This is a genomic window from Empedobacter sp. UBA6745 (assembly GCF_002453775.1).
Lineage (GTDB): Bacteria > Bacteroidota > Bacteroidia > Flavobacteriales > Weeksellaceae > Empedobacter > Empedobacter falsenii_C.
In genome coordinates, this window is the sequence record NZ_DKHL01000033.1 from 24,737 (window position 1) to 46,486 (window position 21,750).

Consider the following 21,750-nt stretch of genomic DNA (forward strand, 5'->3'; position numbering starts at 1 on the left):
TCAAAAAAATTATTTTGTTCCGTACAAACGATCTCCAGCATCACCTAAACCTGGAACGATGTATCCATTTTCATTCAATTTTTCATCCAAAGCAGCTAAGAAAATTGGAACTTCTGGATAAACATTTTGTACCGCTTCCACTCCTTCTGGACAACCAACTAAACAAGCCAAACGAACAGATTTTGCTCCTTTTTCTTTTAAAATTTCGATTGCTTTGATTGCAGAACCTCCTGTTGCTAACATTGGATCAACCAAAATCACATCGCGAGAATCTAAATCAGTTGGGAGTTTACACAAGTATTCAACTGGTTGCAATGTATCATGATCGCGATAAAGCCCAATATGGCCAACTTTAGCTGTTGGAATTAATTGATGAATTCCTTTTACCATTCCCAATCCAGCACGTAAAATTGGAACGATAGCCATATCATTTCCTTTTAATTTGTAACCGATTGTTTTGATAATTGGTGTTTCAACTTCTACTTCTTCAAGCTCGATGTTACGCGTAATTTCGTAACACATTAAACCTGAAATTTCGTCTACTAATTCACCAAATTCTTTCGTTGTTGTGTTTTTATCACGCATTTGCGTAATTTTTGCTTTTACCAACGGGTGAGTAATGACTGTTAAATTATCTTGTTTCATATTTGTTTGTATAATGGTGCAAAGTTACATTATTTGAAGTAACATTTAGCTGAACTTTTGCACCCATTTTTAGCGCAACATTGTGACCTGTATGCCCTGCAGGAAATCCGAAAGCTACTGGAATATTTAATTTTTTTGTAAAACTAAGAATGACTTCATACGTTTTTGGATCGAATGGATGATTGTAGTTATCAGCATTTTCTTCTTCCGTATCCATGTGCGTAAAGTTTCCTAAAACAATTCCTTTTACATGAGTAAGAATTCCGTTTCGTTTAAGATTCATCAACATTCGATCAACTGCATACCAATTCTCGAACCAATCTTCTAAAAATAAAATCTTATCCGAAGGATTTGTAATTGCAGATTCGCTCCCCAAAAGTGAATACACAATCGAAAGATTTCCGCCAATTAATTCGCCTTCAGTTTTACCTAAATTATTGTAAGCATGTGATTGAATTTCATAATTAATTTCATGTCCAAACAATGCTTCATAAACACTTTGATAAGATGTTGGATGATATTCGGTATTTGCTAATTTCTTTGCTGTAACACCGTGTATTGTTTGAAAACCTAATCGATTAAAATGATTGTGAAAAACAGTGATATCAGAATAACCAATTATCCATTTTGGAGATTTTTTGAAATTGGTTAAATCTAGTTCATCAATAATTTTTACTGAACCATATCCACCACGTGCGCACCAAATTGCTTTGATTTCGGAATCATCCAACGCCCATTGAAAATCTTCGGTTCTGATTTCGTCTGTTCCAGCATATTTGTAGCCAAAATCATATTCAGCATAAATATTTTTTCCTAAAACAGGAATCAATTTCCATGATTTTATTAAATCTATTGCTTCATCCAATTCGCCTTGTAACATTCGTTTTGCTGGCGCAACAATTGCTATTTTATCACCTTCTTTTAGAAAATCGGGTTGAATCATTTTTCTATAAAATTTTGGTAAAGGTAAACACAAAAAAAAGACGAACTACAAGCGTTCGTCTTTTTGTTATGATATTGAAATATTTCTTAGAAAGTGAATTTAACAGAAGCATTCCATGTTCTTCCGTATCCGAAATAAACTTGGTTGTTTACGTTAACTCCTTTGTAATTTTCTACACCGTCAGCTTGCTGAATATTTGTAGAAGATTCTGAAATATAAATGTGATTAAATACATTGTTTACGTTGAAACGTAGAGTTAATCTATTTTTTGCAGTCAATTTTTGATTCCAAGTAATACCTGCATCCATTAAGTTGTAAGAAGGTAATTCTAAGTTTCCGTCTTTTTCTGTTACTTTAGAAGAATATAAATCTCCATTGTAACGATAATCAGCGTCTACAGAAAGTCCTTTTAAGAATTCGTATTTAGCACCTAAACCAAATTGAGTATGTGCAGCATCACCAACTTTTAAACCGTCCCAGTTCTCTTTTCTAGCAGCCCCAATTACATTTTGATTTTCATCATAATCTGTTGTAGTTGCTTGACCTTTGTATTTCCAGTCTCCTAAAGATCCGAAACCTGTTAAAGTTAATTCGCGCATTGGTTTGTAGTTTAATTCAACTTCTAAACCTTTATGTTCTTGTTTCACACCTTGATTAACTGTGTACACATAAGCATTTACAATTCCTGGGTAATTAGCATCTCCTTTTTCGTCGATGAATTTACTAGAAGAAGTAATTCTGTTTTCCCAAGTTGTGTAATATGCATTGAAATTAGCCCAGAAATTTCTTGCTTTGAATTTGTATCCTAATTCTAAACCTAAGATTTTTTCGTTCTCAGCAAATGGGTTAATATCATTTTTATAATTCATGAATAAGTTATCATTGAATGGCTGACGAGAGTAGTATCCTGCATTAGCAAATACTTGGTGCGCCTCAGCGATTGTATAACTTACACCTCCTTTTAAGTTATATCCCCAGTTTGTAACTTTTTCAGATTTATCTTTACCAGCTTCGTAGTTGAAGTAATCCCAACGTTGATTTCCTTGATTAGAAACAGAACCTTGGAAGAATGCCGTAAAATCATCTTTAGCATATTCTACTTGAGCAAATAATCCTCCGTAGTTAATTCTTTCGCTATAATCCCAACCTAATTTTTGAGAGTAGTTATCAGCGAAATCATTCAATGCTTTCCATGGATTTCTTGAATAAGTTTGATTAACTTGGTATGAAGGATGTTGTTTATTATATTTTTCTGTATAATAATCAGCACCTAGTGTATTGTTTAATTGACGGAAGTGCTCTCCTTTGTATGTTCTCAAATCAAAACCTACATTTAAACTTAAGTTTTCTGTAAATTTATGGTTTAAGTTAGATACCATTCCGTACCATTGGTGATTGTTAACAGAAGACAAAATACGTCCTGAAGCTTCACCACCAGCTACTGATTGTAAATCATAAACTTCTTGTAAGTTTCTTTGGCCATCTGTAGCAATTTTAGTTCCAGCAGAAGAAGATCCTCCTCCTCTACCCCAAGAAGCATAAACAACTGTTGATAAGGATGTTTTATCATTAATATCCCAATCCCAGTTTAAGTTAGTCACTGGTTTGTGGTAATAATTTCTTCTTTCGTTGAATTTATCACCGTTTAACATACCCCAGTTACTGTTGTATTTTTTTCCATATTTCAAGAAATCAGAAATTTTGTTTCTTGAGTTTTGGTCGTGCCATTGTGGAGCACCAGTTAAAATAATATTTAACGTGTGGTTTTCAGCTGGTTTGTAACCAAAAGAGATAAAATAGTTTTGTCCTTGACCTGCTGACATTTCGTTATATCCATCACCTTGCCAGTGAGTCAACATAACAGAAACACCAAATTTATCATTGATTAAACCAGTGTTATAAGCTAATGTAGATTTGAAAAAGTTATCATTTCCTAAACCTGCACTAAAGAAACCTCCTTGTCTTTTTTCTGTAGCTTTTGTTACGAAGTTATACGTACCACCAACAGAAGAAATCGCCAATTTAGAAGATCCTAAACCACGTTGAATTTGTACTGCGTTAGCAATATCAGACATTCCTGACCAGTTTGACCAATAAATTTTACCATCTTCCATCCCATTGATTGGTTGTCCATTCAATAAGAAAGCTGTATTTGATTGATCGAAACCACGTGTAATAATACGAGAATCTCCAAAACCTCCTGCTTGTCCTGCAACATAAACAGATGGTGTGTTAACAAATGCTTGTGTAATATCATTAGCACCAACTTTTTGTTCAATTACTTCTTTTGTAATTGTAGTTGCTGCAATAGGTGTTTTACGATCTTCTTGTAAATCGATTACGCCTTTACCAATGATTAATGTTTCACTTAAAGATACATTTTCGTCTTGTTCAACCTTTGTAGAATCTGTTGGTTCAACAACTTGAGCGAAAGATAATGATGCCGTTAAGGCAAAAGCTCCTACTAATAAAAGCTTTACTGAGTTTAACCTCATCTTATGAAATAGTTTAAATGTTTACCGCTGCAAAGTTGAGGTGTATATATGTTAAAATGACTACAAACGTTATGTTAATTAAGAATAATTATTACTTAAAAAATCAATTTTAAATGATTATAATATTTTTCTTAATATTTTATGAATATGAAAATCTAATTAAAATAAAATTACCAGATAATAAAAATTTTAATTCTTTATCAAAAACAGACCAAATAAACAATAACACTTAAAAAAAACAATATGTATAATAATTCATTAACAATTGAATAATTATTCTTAAAATAAATTTATTTAGATTTATTATAAATTATATTTTAAGGTTTTATTAATTTAATACAAATAATTCAGTCACAATACTTCATAAAAAAAGTGGACTTATTGCAAAGTCCACTTTAATATGTTAAGAAATTCTAATTCTTATTAGAAGCTATATGCAACACTTGCATTCCAAGTTCTACCTAATCCCCATCCATAACCATTTTTATCTTGTTTGATGATATATTGGTCATTGAATAAGTTTTTAATATTTCCTCTAAATCTTAATTTTTGAGAACCAAATTTAACTTGATAACTCGCACCTAAATCAACTTTAGCATAAGGTCTTAATTTTTCAGGCTCTTTGTTACTAGTTAAATTCTCTTTAGTAAAATCTAAATTCTCATATAATCTCGCGTAGTAATTGAAATCTGTATCGAATGATAAATTTTTAGTTACGTCAACTTTCGTACCCATTCCGAATGTAAACTGAGCTGCATTCCCAACTTTGAAACCATTGATATTAGCAGTTCCTCCAGGTAAAACTTCGTTTGTCTCATTATTTACTTCAAAATATGGAGTAGAGTCATTGTATTTCCAATCACCATAAGAAGTAAACCCTCTTAATGTCCATGCTCTTGATATTTTAGCATCAAAATCAATTTCAACACCTTTATGAGTTTGTCCTAAGTCTGTTGCGTATTGAGACTTTGTATATAATACAGTTAAATTATCTGCCGGATCTATTACAGCAATATCTCCTAGATATAAGAAACGGTGAGACCATTCAGTATGGTAAACGTTAACATTAACATTCAAGTTTCTTGTTTTGTAACGGTAACCTGCTTCAAAACCAGTAATCTCTTCGTTAGCTACTTCTTGCGCTTGCAAATCAACAGTATTAAATTGGAAGATATTATCTAAGAATGGTTGACGAGAGAATCGACCTACGTTAACAAATACAGCATGATCTTTTAAGAATGAATATGCCATTCCTCCTTTTACATTCCATCCTAATTTATTTACTTTTTCTGATGCTTTTTCTACTCCTCCATAATTCCAACGATCAAATTTTTGGTAAAATTGGTTCGAAACAGCCCCTTGAGCAAAAACTGAGAACCCTCCTACAGAATATTCTACTTGACCAAACCCTCCTTGATAGTTAATTTTTTCGCTATAATCACGACTTACACGTTGACTTGGATCAGCATATTTGAATAATGCTTTCCATGGATTTGTAGAAAATGTTTCTGTTGCAGTAACTGTCTCTCCAGAAAATTTATTTTTTTCATTCCATCCTTTTAACCCAAATAAATTAACCATTTGTTGAAAATGACGTCCTTCATAAAAACGAACATCTGCTCCTACATTAAATGTTAATCCTTTTTTTGTATCAAATGTAAAATTTGTTACACCTCCATACCAAAAGTGGTTATTAACAGAAGAACGAATTCCACTTCCTTTTGTATAATCTAAAATTCCATTTGTTGATGCAGAATTTGTAGCATTTTCAAGAACTATTTTATCAAAATCAACTTCCCCATTAATTGTTGTATTTACAGAATTTGTTGAACGTCCAACACCAGAAGTCCCTCCTCCAACACCAGTAGAAGCATAAGCTACTGTAGACAAATTCATGTTTTCATTAATTGTCCAGTCCCAGTTTAAGTTCGCTACAGGTTTATGGTAATAGTTTGTTCTTAAGTTTACCCCTTCTCCATCTAAGTAACCATATGTTGTATTATATTTTCTACCAAATTCAGCTCCTTTATCCCATTGAGCTTGTTTTTTTGTAGAATAGTTTTGACCATGTTCTTGCGGAGCACCAAAAATCATAAAGTTTAAATTATGACGTTCACTTGGCTTATATCCTACAGAAACAAAATAAGCTTGTCCTTTACCATCTGTACCTTTTGCATACTTACGATGCGCTTGCCAATGGTTTAACAAAACTGAGAACCCCCACTTTCCTTGTAATCCTGTATCATAAGAAACTGTTCCTCCTAAATAAGAGTCATTTCCAGCTACGAAACGAGCAAAACCTCCTTGTTTTCTTTCTGTTGCTTTCGTGATAATATTTACAGTACCACCTACAGACGAAATGGCTAATTTAGAAGATCCTAAACCACGTTGAATTTGAACTGCATTTGCAACTTCAGTCATCGCAGACCAGTTAGACCAATAGATATTACCGTCTTCCATTCCATTGATTGGCTGTCCATTCAATAAGAAAGCGGTATTTTGTTCCGTAAATCCACGTAAATACATGTGAGAATCTCCAAAACCTGCAGATTGATCAGATACATATACAGATGGCGTATTTGCCATAATTTCAGGGAACTCTACATTACCAACTGCTTTATCTTGAATTTCTTGTTTCGTAATTGTAGAAACAGCAACTGGTGTTTTACGATTTTCCTCTACATCAATAACTCCTTTTCCAATTATTAATGTCTCTCCTAAAGATACGTTTTCTTGTCCCTGTTCAACCTTTGTAGAATCTGTTGGTTCAACAACTTGGGCGAAAGATAATGATGCCATTAAGGCAAAAGCTCCTACAAGTAAAAGCTTAGTTGAGTTTAACCTCATCTTATGAAATAGTTTAAAAGTTTACTTCCGCAAATTTCTATACTTTAAATGAGATTATTGTTAAATTATGGTAAAATTTTATAAAATCAATTAACATCTTAAATATTAATTATTATATTTTATTCAAAATAATCTATATATTATCAATATTATAAATTAGCTCTTGTATTCGTATAAAGTTTTAAAGATTATTTAACATTTTATCAAAAATTAACATAACGAAAATGTTAATTTTTAACATTAATTTTCTTCATTCTCTGATTTTTTTTCAGATAAAAGATGAAAACTCAAGAAAAAATTAATTATTTAGAATCAGTATTAATAAAATTAAATTCAATAACTTTTTTATTTATAAGCTAATACTAATAAATTTTCAAAACAAATTATTTAAATACAATACAACTAACGTTAAAACTTGTTGTATTGTATTCTTAATCATAAAAAAGAATCGAAATGTTAAAGAAATCAAACCTTAACAGCTTTCAAACTTAAGTCAAAGTTAGGAGCAGAATGGATAATCGCACCAGAAGAAATAAAATCAACACCAGTTTCGGCAATTGCGCGAACAGATTCTTTTGTAATTCCTCCCGAAGCTTCTGTTTTTACTCGCCCATTTATATATTGAACGGCTTCTTTCATCGTTTCAAGCTCAAAATTATCCAACATGATAAAATCAACATTTGCCTTCAAAGCTTCTTTTACCTCATCCATATTACGTGTTTCCACTTCTATTTTTAGATGTAAATGGTGTTTTTCCAAATAATCTTTGGTTTGCACAACTGCTTTAGTAATATTTCCACAGAAATCGACATGATTATCTTTTAACATCACCATATCGTATAATCCAAAACGATGATTTTCTGCTCCTCCAATCTTAACAGCCCATTTTTCTAACATACGAAAATTAGGTGTTGTTTTTCTTGTATCCAAAATTTTGGCATTTGTTCCGCTTACCAATTCCATCATTTCATGTGCATAAGTCGCAATACCAGACATTCGCTGCATGCAATTCAACGCTAATCGCTCGCAAGTTAAAATTGATTGTGACGACCCTTTCACTTTGAAAGCAATATCACCAAATTGAACATTATCGCCATCATTTATATATTGTTCTATTTTTAAAGATGGATCAAACGTATCGAAAATAATTTTTGCTAATTCAATTCCAGCAATTATTCCGTTATCTTTCACTTTCAATTCCGCTTCTTGAATTGCATCATACGGAACCGACGCTAACGTTGAATGATCGCCATCGCCAACATCTTCTAAAAAAGCTTGACGAATAAAAAGTTGTAATTTTTCTTGTGTGATATATGGAGGAAAATTCATTATCTATATGTTAAGGATGCAAATTTTGATTGATTAAATTCTTTCTTGGTTTTGTATTCATAATATTCAGCCCAAGTACCGTTTTCTTCACGCACAACTGTAATCAACACTTGTACTGAAGGATCATTTTCGAAGAAGTTTTTGATTTGAAGTTTATATTCTTTGTCATCAATTTTACCTTTTGTAATGTCAATTGCTCCAGATTTGAACGCCGAATCAAAAGCAGTTGCATAAGGATCAATAGAAGCCATTTCGAAAAGATTAGAAAACTTTCCTAAATAATATTCTCGACTTCCGTTATTACCAAAAGTTGTTAAATTAAATTCTTTATCAATTCTTACTTCAATCGTTTCTTCATCAGTTTTTAAAGTAAACAATACACGATTTTCTGAAGGGAAAGTTTCAAAATCATTATTTTTTTCTGCCGATTCGTAACGTAAAGGCATTGTATATTTCATCGCAACCGCTTTTCCATCAACTCCTTTTGCAGGCGTTATTTTTAAATTAGCTCGTTCCATTTTATTGTTCAACAAAACTAAACTCGACAATGCTACACTATTAAAAATTGGATTTGAACCATCAGTCGAGACATCATCAAAATTACCATCTTCATTAATTTTAAAACCTAATTTAGATTGAGCAGTTTCGATATGAAGATAATCAGCAATATTAGAAAAGAATGAAATTTGAGTTTGAATATCTTGATTCAAGTTTTTGTTCATACATGTTTGTAACTCGCTATTCTCTTTGAAATTTTCGCAACCAAAATACACAACCGCTTTCTTAGCTTCTTTACCAAAAGTCAAACTTACGTTTTGTTTTTCTTTCGAATTTTGAGCAAAAGAAAAACTCATTGCAAAACATGTAACGAACAGATATAACTTCTTCATTAATTAAAATCTTTGTTGTAAAAAGTTCCTCGATTTTCTTTTTGATTGATACTTTGCTCAATGATTAAATGTGCTACATCAACCAAATTTCGAAGTTCTAAAATTTTAGGTGAAACAATCGTAAAATAATAAATTTCGTTGACCATTTTCTCAATTTCATTGATACGATTCTGTGCAATTTGCAAACGATTATCACTTCGTACAATTCCGACCAATTCGCTCATCATCGCTTGTAATTGTTTGCGTAAATAAGAAATCAATACTAATTCTTCTTGCACTTTCATCCCTTCTTCGTTCCATTCTGGAAACTCAAAATTATAAATCGAAAATTGATTATCATTTAATAAATCGACCGTTTTTAACGCTGCACGATGACCAAAAACCATCGCTTCTAACAACGAATTCGAAGCCAAACGATTTGCACCATGTAAACCTGTATTCGAACATTCGCCAACCGCAAACAAATTCTCGATAGATGTTTTTCCTTCTAAATCGACGTCTATTCCACCGCACAAATAATGCGAAGCTGGAACAACCGGAACCAATTCGGTAAACATATCGTAACCTTCGGATTTACATTTTTCGTAAATATTCGGGAAATGCTCCAAGAATTTTTCTTTCTCTAAATGTCGACAATCAATATAAACATAATCATCTCCACGCAATTTCATTTCGTTGTCAATCGCACGCGCCACAATATCACGCGAAGCCAATTCTTCACGTTCATCATATTTATGCATAAACAATTCGCCATCTTTTGTACGCAATTTTGCTCCAAAACCACGAACTGCTTCCGAAATCAGAAACAATTGCCCATCAAACTCACTGTAAAAAGCTGTTGGATGAAACTGAATAAATTGCATTCCCGAAACGGTTGCTTTCGCACGTCGAGCCAACCCAATTCCGTCACCAGTTGCAATAATAGGATTCGTTGTATTTTTATAAACATGACCAACTCCGCCAGTTGCTAACAAAGTTACTTTGGCTAAATGTTGCTCAACTTTATCGGTATTCAAATCTAAAATATATGCACCAAAACATGTTATTTTATCTGTATTATCTTGACGAAGATGATGTTCTGTAATTAAATCAACTACGAAATGATGTGTTAGCATTTTGATATTTGGGTAAGATTTTATTGCTTCGAGCATTGCACGTTCAATTTCCCAACCCGTAATATCTTTGTGATGAACGATTCGGTTTTCGGTATGACCTCCTTCTCGACCTAAATCATAAATCCCCTCATGATTTTTATCGAAACGAACACCCCAATCAATAATTTCATTGATGCGTTCTGGCGCTTCTTTTACGACAACCTCAACCGCTTCTAACTTACACAAACCATCTCCTGCACGAAGTGTATCTTCGATATGTTTTTCAAAACTATCCTTTTCGAAATCACTTACCACAGCAACTCCACCTTGTGCATATTTTGTATTTGTTTCGTCTTCGTTTGCTTTTGTTACAATTGTAATTTTTGCATCGGGATAACGAATCGCAATTTTCAGCGCATAAGAAAGTCCGGCAATTCCAGAACCAATTACTAAAACATCTTGAATCGCCATTATTTTATTTTTTCAGATAATTCTAACATACGATTAATCGAAGCCAACGCTTTTACACGTAAATCTTCTTCGATTTGTATTTCTGGCAATTCATATTTCATACATAAGTACAACTTTTCTAAAGTAGAAAGTTTCATGTAAAAACATTCAGAACAATTACACGATTCATCTTGAACCAAAGCTGGAATTAATGTTTTATTCGGAGCAAGTTTTTGCATTTCGTGTAAAATTCCTTCTTCCGTTGCAACAATAAATTCTTGCGCATCATTTTCTACCACATAATCTAACAAACGAGAAGTAGAACCAATAAAATGTGCAAACTTCAATAGATCTTCTTGCGCTTCTGGATGCGCAATTAATTTTGCATTTGGATGATCAGCCATTTGCTGCGCTATTCTTTCCAATGAAAACGCTTCGTGTACGATACAAGCGCCGTCCCACAAAATCATTTTGCGATTACAAACTTGATTTAAGTATCGACCTAAATTACGATCTGGCGCAAAAATAATTTCTTGATCTTCTGGCAACGAATTAATAATCGCTTCCGCATTCGAAGAAGTGACAATAATATCTGATTCTGCTTTAACACCCGCATCACAATTGATATAACTTACCACAATTGCATTTGGATGTTGCTCACGCAAACCACGCAAACCTTCTGCCGAACAAGAATCTGCCAAAGAACAACCTGCTTTTGTATCGGGTAAAACAACTTTTTTAGACGGATTCAGAATCTTTGCGGCTTCCGCCATAAAATGAACACCACAAAAAACAATCATATCAGCTTCAGTTTTTGCAGCTGCACGCGCCAATTGTAACGAATCGCCTAAATAATCTGCTAAATCCTGAATTTCTCCAGATTGATAATAATGCGCTAAAATCACCGCATTTTTCTCTTTGCGTAATTTATTGATTTCCGCAATCAAATCGGTTCCTTTTGGGATTTCTACATCCAAATAACCTTTATAATCTAACTTTTCAATCGCTTGTTCTAATGTATTCATTTGTGAGTGGTTTTATTTTATACCTAATTGCTTTTTCACTTCTTTTGACAACGCATCTTTGTGCACTGTAAAAGCAATTGATTTCATTCTGAAAAATGGTTTCGACATATAAATATGTCCATTATTTCCTAAATCTGTTGTTCCCCAAGAATTTTTGACATCATAATATTGATTTCCCAATTGATCTTTCAAAATTCCCGTAATATGCATTAAATGATCATCTTCTGTCGAATAATCTTCAAAACCTTTTTGACGCTCATCAGCCGTCACCCATTTTTCAGGTAAAATCTGAACAAAATAATCTGATTCTAAACCTTCTGAAGGCCAAATTGCCATTCCATACTTTTTAGAAAATGTTTTTTCAGAAACATCTGTATCAAAAGCTGCTGTATATCCTTTATATAACGCTTCGTCCAAGACTTTCATGTATTCATCTAACGGTAAATTATAATATGAACCATTTGAAAAATTATCTGGCACTTGTAAAATAAATTGTGAATAATATGGCGCTTGCTGAAAAGATGTTAATGTGACATAATCATCTGGATTAATTTTCAAAAATTTTGCAAATTCTTGTGGCGTATATTCTTTTCCTTCGAATTTGAATTTTGTCGGAGGAACACCTAATTTATCATTCAATTTTTGATCAAATTTTGATTTCCAATCTGCTGTTAAATATTTTTTAGGATTTTTTACAATCGAATCTAATCCAACTTTCAAATCCTTTACCAACATTTCGTGGTTATGTTTTACATCTGTTCCATTCGCAAAACCTGCATAAACTTCGTTTGGAACTAATCCATTTTTACGAACCGAATTTAACACATCATGCGACAAACCTCCTTCACTAAATTGCGCTTTTCCTTGGCGATATACATAATTATAAGCTTTTACAGGGTAAGTAAAACGTACATTATACATTTCCGATAAATCGACATCTTTTCCTGTCAAACGTTTCACTTCCGATTCTAAAAAAGAAGTTGTCGAAAATGACCAACAAGTTCCCGTTTTTCCTTGCGAAATAATAGGAAGTGCAGAATTATTAACTAATTCTTTGAATTTGAAAGGCGTTTCTTGTGCCGAAACCAACATACTTACAAAAGCGATGCTAGCGAATATATATTTTTTCATTTGTGTTTGTATAGATTTCAAAAGTAAAGTTATTTTATGAAGTTTTCATCTAAAACGGCTCCAAATTGAATGTTTCTTAATTAGAAAAATTATTTCAGAATTTATAATATTTCACTTTTCGAACAAATTATAAATCAAATCAGTATAAATATTCAATTTTTATTCATCTTAAAATTAATTTTCGTGAAAATGCCATAAATGACTCAAAAACCTATTAACTTTGCTCAAACATTACACAGATGCAACCAAGAGAAGATTTTTTATTGAAAGCTTATGAGCTGGGAATTATAAAATTTGGAAATTTTACTTTAAAAAGTGGTATAGAATCTCCTTTCTATGTCGATTTAAGACCTTTAGCTTCGAGTCCACAATTACTAAAAACTTTAGCAAATAACTTATTAGATTTAGTTGAAGATGTAGAATACGACTTGATTTGTGGTGTGCCTTATGCAGCTTTGCCAATGGCGACTACAATGAGTTTAACATCGAATATTCCTTTGATTATCAAACGTAAAGAAAACAAAGGTTACGGTACTAAACGTATGGTAGAAGGTGTTTTTGCGGAAGGACAATCTTGTCTTTTGGTCGAAGATGTAATTACTTCTGGACAATCTTTATTAGAAACAATTGATCAAGTTGAGCGCGAAGGTTTACGTGTAAAAGATTTGGTGGTTGTTTTAGATCGTGCGCAAGGTGGATCTGAAAAATTGAAAGAACAAGGTTACAATGTGAAAACGTTATTTACAATTCACGAGGTAATCGATATTTTACATAAATATCACCGTTTAAGTGATGATGAAGCGAAAAAAATCAAAGACTTTTTAGCTCTACCTCCAGAAGCGGTTCCTGCAAAACAACGTATTGCATTGGAAAACAAAAAAATTGTACATCCAGTTGGAAAACGTTTGGTTGAATTAGCATTGAAAAAACAATCTAACTTAATTGCTTCTGCAGATTTAATTACTTCTGAAGAAATTACAGATTTCGCTAAAAAGGTTGGTGATCATATTGTTGCGTTAAAATTACATTCAGATATTATTCAAGATTTTTCGGATAACTTAATTGTTGAGTTGAAAAAAATCGCACGTGAAAAAGAATTCTTATTATTCGAAGATCGCAAGTTTGGAGATATTGGAAATACGCAAGAATTACAATTTAAGAAATCGATTTACAAAATTTCTGATTGGGCAGATTTAGTAACTGTTCATCCAATTGGAGGTTTAGAATCATTAAAAGTTTTCGAAAATACCGGAGTTATCACAATTGTTGAAATGTCTTCGAAAGGAACATTGACTGATGATTATTACTTTACAAAAGCAATTAATGTTTCGGAACAATCTGGAAATGTTTTAGGAGCTGTTGCACAACGCCAAATTCCTGATAACTTGTTATTGTTTACGCCTGGTGTTAATATTTCTTCGACTGGAGATAGCAAAGGACAACAGTATAATACGCCAGAATTAGTTTTCAAAAATTACCACACAGACTTTATGATTGTTGGTCGTGGAATTTACAAAGCTGCTGATGTAAAAACTGCGGCAAAAGAATACCAAACGTTAGGTTGGGTTTCTTACCTACAAAGTTTGAATGACTAAGATTTAGATAAATTTCAAAAATATAAAAGCAAGCTTTTTTCAGCTTGCTTTTTGTTTTTTATTTATAATGAAATTACTTCATCACAAATTTATGCGAAACACTATTTCCATTCTCATCTTGAAATCTTGCAACATAAAATCCTGTAGATAAATTAGAAAGATTTACACTTCCGTTAGAATTTTCTGTATTTATCGTTTTAATCATTCGTCCTGTTGCATCAATTATTTTGATCGAAATTGGTGATTTAAAATTTAGTTGATAATTTAATATTTTATTTGAAACATAAATTTTAGACCAATTTTCATCAATATCATTTGTACCTAAAGTCGAGGTTTTAGCAGCTTCAACTATATATTCTATCCCTAATTTTGTAAACTTCGCCGCATGCATAGATGTACTTCCCATAAACGCATAAGTGTCTCCGGTTGTGTGTATATTAGGATTATCTTCTCCCATTTTAGACTCGAAAGGTAAAGTCGCCGCATAACCATTTTCCGACCAACTCGCATGATCTGAACATCCATAACCACATTTTGACGTATCGTATGTAAATTGATGTAAACCCGTTTTATTATATTCGTCCATCAATTGCATCAAAAAAGAATTAAGGTTTGCATCACAATAATAATCAGTCATTAACACAACATCCTTTGCAGAACCTTTGTAATTAGTCATATCAAATTGTACATAACCTATTACATTTTTATTCTCCGAAGCGTATTTCTGCGCAATTTCTTTCGATCCTACCAAACCTATTTCTTCTGCTGCATAAGCCATAATTTCGGTAGTTCGTTGCGGTTTAAAATTATTTTTTAACAATACACGCAAAACTTCTGTAATTGTTGCAATTCCCGATGCATTATCATCTGCTCCTGGCGCATAAGTTTGGTCTGCTACCCAACCAACAGTAGAATCGGCATGACCTCCAATAATAACAAATTCATCTTTCTTTTCACTTCCAGAAAAAGTCAAAATCAACGATTTCATTGGTGTATTCACATGATCAACGATTTTTACGGCGACATCTACTCTCCCTGCATCAACAATCATTTTTTCCCAAACATTTTTCAATTTAAGAACCGCATCATTTGCTTCTTGTCGTGTATGATAACGCGTTTTGAAACCTTCTAACATCAAAATTGTTTTCTCAATTTCTTTCACATCAACATCGTTCAAAACCTTGTTAATAAAGGCTTGTTCTGTTATTGTATAATTGAAAGGAGCTTTTTTCTGAGATAACTTTTCTTGAAGTGATTCAAGTGATTCAAGTGCATCTTCTTTCGTATTTCTAAAAACATAACCATGTCCATGCGCAAATTTTCCGTGCAAACTTTCAGCAATTGCAGGATGAAAATAAATTGCAGATAAATTATCTTTCGAAGATATTATATCAATTGAATCTGCATAATTTTTTTGTAAAAGAATTGCGTTATCTGTCTCCATTGTCGCAAAAATGAAGTTTTCTTTGGATTGCCCAAAAGAAAAAATAGCATGGAATAAAAAAGGTGTAAGGAATAAAAATTTATTTTTCATAAAATCATATTAGTGTTACAACAAATATATGATTAATAAATCTTTATGAAATTTATTTTAAATAAAAAATCCATCTGTCGATGGATTTTTTATTAATATTTTAATTGAAACTTTATATAGGTAATCTTTTTACCTTCTTCCAAAAACTTCGATTCGTAATATGTTTGTACTTCAGTTACAATTGCAGGAATATCCGAATGATCTGGATGATAAACATCGTGTGTAGAACGAATCACTTCGTGACCTTCGATGTGAATAACACCATGTGTATACCCATGTAAAAATTCAGAATCCGTTTTCAAGTTTACTGTTCCTTCTGGTTTCAAGATTGTATTGTAACGTCTCAAAAATTCAGGATCTGTCAAACGATGTTTTGTTCTTCTGTATTTAATCTGTGGATCTGGGAAAGTAATCCAAATTTCGCTCACTTCATTTTCTGCAAAAAGATGATCGATAATTTCGATTTGAGTTCGAAGAAATCCAGCATTTTCTATTCCTTCATCCAAACAAGTCTTAGCACCACGCCAAAATCTTGATCCTTTAATATCTACTCCGATAAAATTACGATCCTTGTCACGACGCGCCATTGCAACTGTATATTCTCCTTTTCCGCATCCAAGTTCTAACACAATTGGATTATCGTTCTTGAAAAATTCTTTGTTCCAATTTCCTTTTAATGCAAACTCATTAATCGCCTCTTCTCGTGTTGGTTGAACAACATTCTGAAAAGTTTTATTTTCGTTAAATCTTCTGATTTTATCTTTTCCCATTTCGGATATATTTTGCGCGAAATTACGAGATTTTGATTAATCTAAAAAACTGTTCTGAAAACACATAAATATCATCAAATAGTATTTATGTAAAAAGGTTTATTATTTTTGTATTGAAAAACTAAAATTAGAAAAATGGATTTTATCAAACAATTTCATAGTGGCTGGGCTTATCTTGTGATTTTGATGGGCGTTATCTTTGTGATTTCAACATTAATTTATGCGATTTCTAAAAAAGATACAAACGCAACGATTAAAAAAATCGGGTTATTTACAACCATTACTTTTCACGTTCAATTATTACTTGGATTAGTCTACTATATTATGATGTTTTCTGCTTTAGAACCATCAGGAATAATGAAAGATTCTGGCTTAAGATTAACTTTTGTTGAACACCCTATGATGATGATTGCAGGTGTTGTTTTTATGACAATTGCTAATGCAAAATTAAAACGATCTACAACTGTACCAATGAGCGTTGCAGTCTTTGCAATTATTGGTTTAGTTTGTATTTTAAGTAGAATTCCTTACCATGTTTGGTTTGCTTAAAAATTTAGAATAAATTCATAGAAAAGAGTATTAAGTTATTAATACTCTTTTTATATTTTTATGTGATTTATAATTTTTTTATTCTAATTTCGTTATTAACAAGTCGCTAAAGCTTTCTTTTAAATTTTAAGAATCTTTGGCACTCGATTTGAAATAGACTTGTACAAACTAAGAAATAAAATGAAATATATAAAATATCTATTCTCTTTGCTTTTGGTTTTAGTAGCTTTTAACCTAAGTGCCCAAGATTTTCATACAGCAAATATCAAGGTTGATTACGAACAAGAAACCGGAACTTTAAACATAACCGCGCGTACATTTACCAATCAGTTGGAAAAAGCAGTTGGTGCTGATGTTTCGAACAAATCTAACTTTGAGAACAAGTTGAAAGCGTATGTAAACAGTAAAGTTGATGTCAAAGTAAATGGTAAAGCTTTAGGAACTTCTTATTACGGTTATCAGGTAAATGATAAATCGACACGAGTTTTCTTTAAGTTTGATAAAATTTCTGATATCAGCTCGATAGAACTAAAAGTGGCTTTGTTGACAGATATTTTTAACGATCAACAAAACATTGTAACTTTTGATGTCAAAAACAAAAAAGACACGAAAGTATTAACAGGAAATAACGACACCGTAAAGATGTCTTTCTAATAAAGCAAAAGCCTTCCGAAATCGGAAGGCTTTTTTATTTCAAATATGTTTAATAATTATCTCTAACAATTCTCAAAAGTTTTTCGTTCTCATTTCGAATCCAAGATAAATCTTTGATCGAATTATTATTCATCAAACTAAAAATTAACGTTCTTCCAGATTTTGTTTTCAAATAACCACTCAACGTTACATTATTGTTCAATGTTCCTGTTTTGGCATAAATATAAGGTTGCGCCGAATCTTTATATCTATTTTTGATTGTCCCCGTTTTTCCTCCGATTGGGAAAATAGAAAACAAACGTTCTTCTGGAAATTCGTTGTACATTTTCTCTAAAACTTGCGAAAAACTTTGTGGCGTAAACAAATTATAACGCGATAATCCCGAACCGTCAAACCATTCTGGTTGTTGTTTTAAATCGTTTAACAAATATCTTTTTGAGAAAGTAATCGTTTCAGAAGCGCTTAATTTTCCTGGCAAAGTACTCGAAGCTAAAATCAATAAATGTTCTGCCAAAAAATTATCGCTATTTTCCATCATTTCGCGGTAAACATCATCTGATTTCTGACTATAAAACACTTTCGGATTATTAACCATTGGCGTTTTGACCATATCAACAGGTTTTCCCAAAATTTGCGACAACGATTTTTCTATCACCGTTTCATTCACAATAAAAGGAACTTTTTCTGTTCGTTTTTTATTGCTGATATAAAATTTATTATCATAGAAATTCCTCGGTTCTGGCATTTCTTTAATTTCTGTCAATTCTTCAAAATATGTTGGAAATGTTTTGATTGAACTCCCATTTTTCGAAATCGAAACTAAATTTTCATGAATCGGAAACTGACTTCTTTCTGGTGCATAATCTTTTCTAAAATCGTCCCAAGTCCAACCTGGTAAAAAAGATTCTTCGTCGAAATTATTCCAATGAAAAACAATTTTAGAACCATTATTTTTCAGGAAATCTAACGCTCGTGTATTTTTATATTTTGGATGCAAAAAAGTTGGATCTCCAGTTCCTTCGATATGCAATTCGTTACCAATCAACTGATATTTGAATGCAGGAATCGAATCATTTAACATTTTCATCGCTGTATACAACGTAAAAATTTTGGTGTTAGATGCTGGAACAAAAAATTTGTTTCCGTTATAATTATAAATTTCTTCTTTCGTGATTGGATCATACAAATAAAATCCCGTGAATTGAGTGGAATAGAAATCAGAATTGAGATGTTTCTCAATTAATTCGGTCTGCGCAAAAAAATGCACAGACGAAAAAATTGATAATATGGTAAGTAAATACTTCATTAATCTTTGTTCTCGAAAGGAATTGTTGACAAGTTCGATTCGTTTTTAATAATCATTTCTGTATGTGGATAAGGCATCGAGATATTATTGTCGTCTAACGCATATTTCACTGCGCGATACAATTGCCAATAAGCCGTCCAATAATCACTATTTTTCACATAACAACGCACAGCCAAATTCACAGAACTTGCAGCAAATTCTAGAATCTCAACCGTTTTAGATTGTGTATCATCAACCAATTCATTTTTCTCTAAAACATTCAACAAAACTTCGCGCGCTTTGTCAAAATCATCATCATAAGAAATACCAACATTTACATCTAATCGACGATATTCTTTTACAGAATAATTGGTAATTGGATTGTTAAATAAATTTCCGTTTGGCAAAGTTATGATCTGTCCTTTTGCAGTTGCAATTACTGTATTTAGTAAATTTATCGACTCTACACTTCCTTCATTTCCTTGCGATACGATATAATCTCCAACTTTAAAAGGTTTGAAAAGAATAATTAAAATTCCTGCTGCAAAATTCGACAAAGAACCTTGCAAAGCTAAACCAACTGCTAAACCAACACCTCCTAAAGCTGCAACAAAACCAGAAGCATTAAAACCTAATCGACCTACAACAAAAGTTAATACAATAGCTTTGAATAATATATTAAGAATTGGAATTAAAAACGTACGAATTGATAAATCGACATTTCGTGCAACCATTCTTTTTTCGATTAACTTGACAAGTTTACCTGTTACCCAAAAACCAATTATTAAGGTTAATAAAGCAGAAACTAAGCTCCATCCAACTTCAGAGCCTTTCGTTAATAACCATTGTGTAAAGTTTTCTAAATCCTTAAATGGTGTTGTTATTACATCTTGCAAACTATCTACCTTGTCTTGCTCTTGCATAATTATTCTTTTTTATTAGTAATTCAGTTGATAAAATTAGTTCCAATCTAACATCTTTTCAAAAAAATAGAAAAATTATCATTTTTTTTAACTAATTTTAATAAATATGAATATTGGTACAATATTCGTTAAGAACAAATTACAACTTAAAAAAGGCTATAATTAAAAATTAAAATCTATGAACATTATTGAATTAGTAAAAGGGTATATTACCCCAGATTTGATCTCGAAAACTTCATCAGAATTAGGTGAAAATGAATCGGGAATTTCTAAAGCAATCAATGCATTTATTCCTATTCTTTTAGGAGGTGTTTTAGAAAAAAAGAATTCTACTACAGGCTTATTTCATACCATCAAATCTTTTGGTGCTTCTCGTGGATTAGCAAATATTTCGACAGAACAAGAAACACCAGACACGATTAAAGAATTAATCAATGTTATTTTTGGTTCGAATGCGCAACCAATCGTTTCTAAAATTGCTGAATATGCAGGAATTTCAACAGGTTCATCTTCAAAATTATTAGACTTAACAGCTTTAACAACTTTTGGATCTATTGGGAAAGAAGCCGAATTTAACAATGTAACAGAAGCTGATTTCTTTTCATCTTTAGGAGGAATTAAAGATAAAATTTTAGGATTAATCCCAACTGGCTTAGGACTTGGAGCTTTAGGTTTAGGAACAATGTTTAATGATGCGCCTAAAATCACTGAAACAATAGATGTTGCAAAAGATCATGTAACTGAAACTATTACAGAAACAAGAAAAGTAGTTGATGTAGAACCGGAAGAAAAACCTTATGTAGCGCCAGTTGATGCTTACGCAGAAACTCATAACAACAATGATGGCGGAGGTTTTTGGAAATGGTTAATTCCATTAATTTTAGTTGCTTTAGCGGCCTTTTTCTTATTAAAAAAATGCAATAAGAACGAAGAAAAAACAGTTGTTACAGAAGAAACTGAAATTGTGGTTGATTCATTGAATACAGATTCGCTTAACGCTGCACCGAAAGAATTATCTGATATCGATTTAGATGGTGTTGCTTTGAAAGGATACGCAAATGGATTAGAAGATCAAATTATCAAATTTATCAAAGCGCCAGATTTTGCAACAATGACAGAAGATCAATTGAAAGAAAAATGGTTCAACTTTGATAATGTTAACTTCGTTTTTGGTAAAACAGATCAATTAGAGCCAGGTTCTGACGTTCAATTAGATAATGTTGCTGCAATTTTGAAAAAATATCCAACTGCAAAAATTAAACTTGGAGCGTACACAGATAAAGTTGGTGATGATGCAAAAAACAAAGAAATCTCTCAAAAAAGAGCAGATTACTTAAAAGCTGAATTAACAAAACGTGGTGTTGGTGCGCAAGTTATTGCTGCCGAAGGTTACGGAGAAGAATTTGCAAAAGTAGCTGAAACAGCTTCTGACGCAGAAAGAGCTTCTGATCGCAAAATGTCATTACGTTTCACAAAATAATCATTTCATAAAATTTCTAAATAAGGGTAAAGGCAACTTTATCCTTATTTTTTTGTTATTTTTTTCGAAACCAACTCGCAACAAGCTAAACAATTAATATCTTTGCACACT

At 32.1% G+C, this 21,750-nt stretch carries 17 protein-coding genes; 4 read left to right on the forward strand and 13 right to left on the reverse strand.

The annotated features are described in order from the left end of the window. Positions 1-9: 9 nt before the first annotated feature. From upp to B4H69_RS10195, 9 genes are all read right to left on the reverse strand, one after another. Positions 10-645 carry a uracil phosphoribosyltransferase gene (upp, locus tag B4H69_RS10155; protein WP_125349581.1) on the reverse strand — a complete coding sequence of 212 codons (636 nt, stop codon included), beginning with the start codon at positions 643-645 and terminating at the stop codon, positions 10-12. After that, a complete protein-coding gene (locus B4H69_RS10160) occupies positions 632-1,588 on the reverse strand; it encodes a S66 peptidase family protein (protein WP_291093823.1) in 957 nt (318 codons plus the stop codon). Before B4H69_RS10160 ends, upp begins: the two co-directional genes overlap by 14 nt. An 86-nt stretch (positions 1,589-1,674) precedes the next feature. Further along, positions 1,675-4,083 carry a TonB-dependent receptor gene (locus tag B4H69_RS10165; RefSeq protein WP_291093825.1) on the reverse strand — a complete coding sequence of 803 codons (2,409 nt, stop codon included), beginning with the start codon at positions 4,081-4,083 and terminating at the stop codon, positions 1,675-1,677. Between the two features lie 423 nt (positions 4,084-4,506). Then, positions 4,507-6,930 carry a TonB-dependent receptor gene (locus B4H69_RS10170; protein ID WP_291093827.1) on the reverse strand — a complete coding sequence of 808 codons (2,424 nt, stop codon included), beginning with the start codon at positions 6,928-6,930 and terminating at the stop codon, positions 4,507-4,509. 465 nt (positions 6,931-7,395) lie between these two features. Beyond that, the gene (nadC, locus tag B4H69_RS10175) at positions 7,396-8,259 is read right to left on the reverse strand and encodes a carboxylating nicotinate-nucleotide diphosphorylase (protein ID WP_180905400.1); all 864 of its coding nucleotides are present in this window, start codon (positions 8,257-8,259) and stop codon (positions 7,396-7,398) included. Then, the gene (locus tag B4H69_RS10180; protein WP_180905401.1) at positions 8,259-9,149 is read right to left on the reverse strand and encodes a hypothetical protein; all 891 of its coding nucleotides are present in this window, start codon (positions 9,147-9,149) and stop codon (positions 8,259-8,261) included. Before B4H69_RS10180 ends, nadC begins: the two co-directional genes overlap by 1 nt. Then, a complete protein-coding gene (nadB, locus tag B4H69_RS10185) occupies positions 9,149-10,714 on the reverse strand; it encodes an L-aspartate oxidase (RefSeq protein ID WP_280049329.1) in 1,566 nt (521 codons plus the stop codon). Before nadB ends, B4H69_RS10180 begins: the two co-directional genes overlap by 1 nt. Further along, positions 10,714-11,718 (reverse strand): quinolinate synthase NadA, encoded by a 1,005-nt coding sequence (gene nadA, locus B4H69_RS10190; protein ID WP_291068919.1) that lies wholly within the window; start codon positions 11,716-11,718, stop codon positions 10,714-10,716. Before nadA ends, nadB begins: the two co-directional genes overlap by 1 nt. A 12-nt stretch (positions 11,719-11,730) precedes the next feature. Further along, complete coding sequence (locus B4H69_RS10195; protein WP_038337115.1) at positions 11,731-12,849, reverse strand: C1 family peptidase; 1,119 nt, start codon at positions 12,847-12,849, stop codon at positions 11,731-11,733. Positions 12,850-13,088: 239 nt separating this feature from the next. On the opposite strand from B4H69_RS10195, the gene B4H69_RS10200 reads away from it, so the two are divergent. After that, complete coding sequence (locus B4H69_RS10200) at positions 13,089-14,444, forward strand: orotate phosphoribosyltransferase (protein WP_125349589.1); 1,356 nt, start codon at positions 13,089-13,091, stop codon at positions 14,442-14,444. Positions 14,445-14,517: 73 nt separating this feature from the next. Here B4H69_RS10200 and B4H69_RS10205 read toward each other — a convergent pair whose 3' ends face one another. Together B4H69_RS10205 and trmB are read right to left on the reverse strand one after the other, a co-directional pair. Beyond that, the gene (locus B4H69_RS10205) at positions 14,518-15,978 is read right to left on the reverse strand and encodes a M20/M25/M40 family metallo-hydrolase (RefSeq protein ID WP_180905403.1); all 1,461 of its coding nucleotides are present in this window, start codon (positions 15,976-15,978) and stop codon (positions 14,518-14,520) included. 92 nt (positions 15,979-16,070) lie between these two features. After that, a complete protein-coding gene (gene trmB / locus B4H69_RS10210; protein ID WP_038337121.1) occupies positions 16,071-16,748 on the reverse strand; it encodes a tRNA (guanosine(46)-N7)-methyltransferase TrmB in 678 nt (225 codons plus the stop codon). 135 nt (positions 16,749-16,883) lie between these two features. On the opposite strand from trmB, the gene B4H69_RS10215 reads away from it, so the two are divergent. Together B4H69_RS10215 and B4H69_RS10220 are read left to right on the forward strand one after the other, a co-directional pair. Then, complete coding sequence (locus B4H69_RS10215; RefSeq protein WP_125349592.1) at positions 16,884-17,297, forward strand: hypothetical protein; 414 nt, start codon at positions 16,884-16,886, stop codon at positions 17,295-17,297. Between the two features lie 180 nt (positions 17,298-17,477). Continuing rightward, on the forward strand, positions 17,478-17,951 hold the full coding sequence (locus B4H69_RS10220; RefSeq protein ID WP_180905404.1) for a DUF6702 family protein: 474 nt from the start codon (positions 17,478-17,480) through the stop codon (positions 17,949-17,951). A 49-nt stretch (positions 17,952-18,000) separates the two neighbouring features. Here the strand turns inward: B4H69_RS10220 and B4H69_RS10225 are convergent, their stop codons facing one another. Both B4H69_RS10225 and B4H69_RS10230 read right to left on the reverse strand, forming a co-directional pair. Further along, complete coding sequence (locus tag B4H69_RS10225; RefSeq protein ID WP_291093834.1) at positions 18,001-19,257, reverse strand: D-alanyl-D-alanine carboxypeptidase/D-alanyl-D-alanine-endopeptidase; 1,257 nt, start codon at positions 19,255-19,257, stop codon at positions 18,001-18,003. Continuing rightward, the gene (locus B4H69_RS10230; protein WP_291093836.1) at positions 19,257-20,159 is read right to left on the reverse strand and encodes a mechanosensitive ion channel family protein; all 903 of its coding nucleotides are present in this window, start codon (positions 20,157-20,159) and stop codon (positions 19,257-19,259) included. Before B4H69_RS10230 ends, B4H69_RS10225 begins: the two co-directional genes overlap by 1 nt. Before the next feature lie 178 nt (positions 20,160-20,337). Between B4H69_RS10230 and B4H69_RS10235 the strand changes: the two genes are divergently transcribed. Further along, positions 20,338-21,639 carry an OmpA family protein gene (locus tag B4H69_RS10235; protein WP_291093838.1) on the forward strand — a complete coding sequence of 434 codons (1,302 nt, stop codon included), beginning with the start codon at positions 20,338-20,340 and terminating at the stop codon, positions 21,637-21,639. Positions 21,640-21,750 lie beyond the last annotated feature (111 nt).

Excerpts from the sequence above, each read along its gene's own strand:
- B4H69_RS10195 (WP_038337115.1), bottom strand. The coding sequence starts at position 12,849 with ATGAAAAAATATATATTCGCTAGCATCGCTTTTGTAAGTATGTTGGTT.
- B4H69_RS10205 (WP_180905403.1), bottom strand. The coding sequence starts at position 15,978 with ATGAAAAATAAATTTTTATTCCTTACACCTTTTTTATTCCATGCTATT.
- B4H69_RS10235 (WP_291093838.1), top strand. The coding sequence starts at position 20,338 with ATGAACATTATTGAATTAGTAAAAGGGTATATTACCCCAGATTTGATC.
- B4H69_RS10170 (WP_291093827.1), bottom strand. The coding sequence starts at position 6,930 with ATGAGGTTAAACTCAACTAAGCTTTTACTTGTAGGAGCTTTTGCCTTA.
- B4H69_RS10165 (WP_291093825.1), bottom strand. The coding sequence starts at position 4,083 with ATGAGGTTAAACTCAGTAAAGCTTTTATTAGTAGGAGCTTTTGCCTTA.
- B4H69_RS10230 (WP_291093836.1), bottom strand. The coding sequence starts at position 20,159 with ATGCAAGAGCAAGACAAGGTAGATAGTTTGCAAGATGTAATAACAACA.
- nadC (WP_180905400.1), bottom strand. The coding sequence starts at position 8,259 with ATGAATTTTCCTCCATATATCACACAAGAAAAATTACAACTTTTTATT.
- upp (WP_125349581.1), bottom strand. The coding sequence starts at position 645 with ATGAAACAAGATAATTTAACAGTCATTACTCACCCGTTGGTAAAAGCA.
- B4H69_RS10180 (WP_180905401.1), bottom strand. The coding sequence starts at position 9,149 with ATGAAGAAGTTATATCTGTTCGTTACATGTTTTGCAATGAGTTTTTCT.
- nadA (WP_291068919.1), bottom strand. The coding sequence starts at position 11,718 with ATGAATACATTAGAACAAGCGATTGAAAAGTTAGATTATAAAGGTTAT.
- B4H69_RS10220 (WP_180905404.1), top strand. The coding sequence starts at position 17,478 with ATGAAATATATAAAATATCTATTCTCTTTGCTTTTGGTTTTAGTAGCT.
- B4H69_RS10200 (WP_125349589.1), top strand. The coding sequence starts at position 13,089 with ATGCAACCAAGAGAAGATTTTTTATTGAAAGCTTATGAGCTGGGAATT.
- B4H69_RS10215 (WP_125349592.1), top strand. The coding sequence starts at position 16,884 with ATGGATTTTATCAAACAATTTCATAGTGGCTGGGCTTATCTTGTGATT.
- trmB (WP_038337121.1), bottom strand. The coding sequence starts at position 16,748 with ATGGGAAAAGATAAAATCAGAAGATTTAACGAAAATAAAACTTTTCAG.
- B4H69_RS10225 (WP_291093834.1), bottom strand. The coding sequence starts at position 19,257 with ATGAAGTATTTACTTACCATATTATCAATTTTTTCGTCTGTGCATTTT.
- nadB (WP_280049329.1), bottom strand. The coding sequence starts at position 10,714 with ATGGCGATTCAAGATGTTTTAGTAATTGGTTCTGGAATTGCCGGACTT.
- B4H69_RS10160 (WP_291093823.1), bottom strand. The coding sequence starts at position 1,588 with ATGATTCAACCCGATTTTCTAAAAGAAGGTGATAAAATAGCAATTGTT.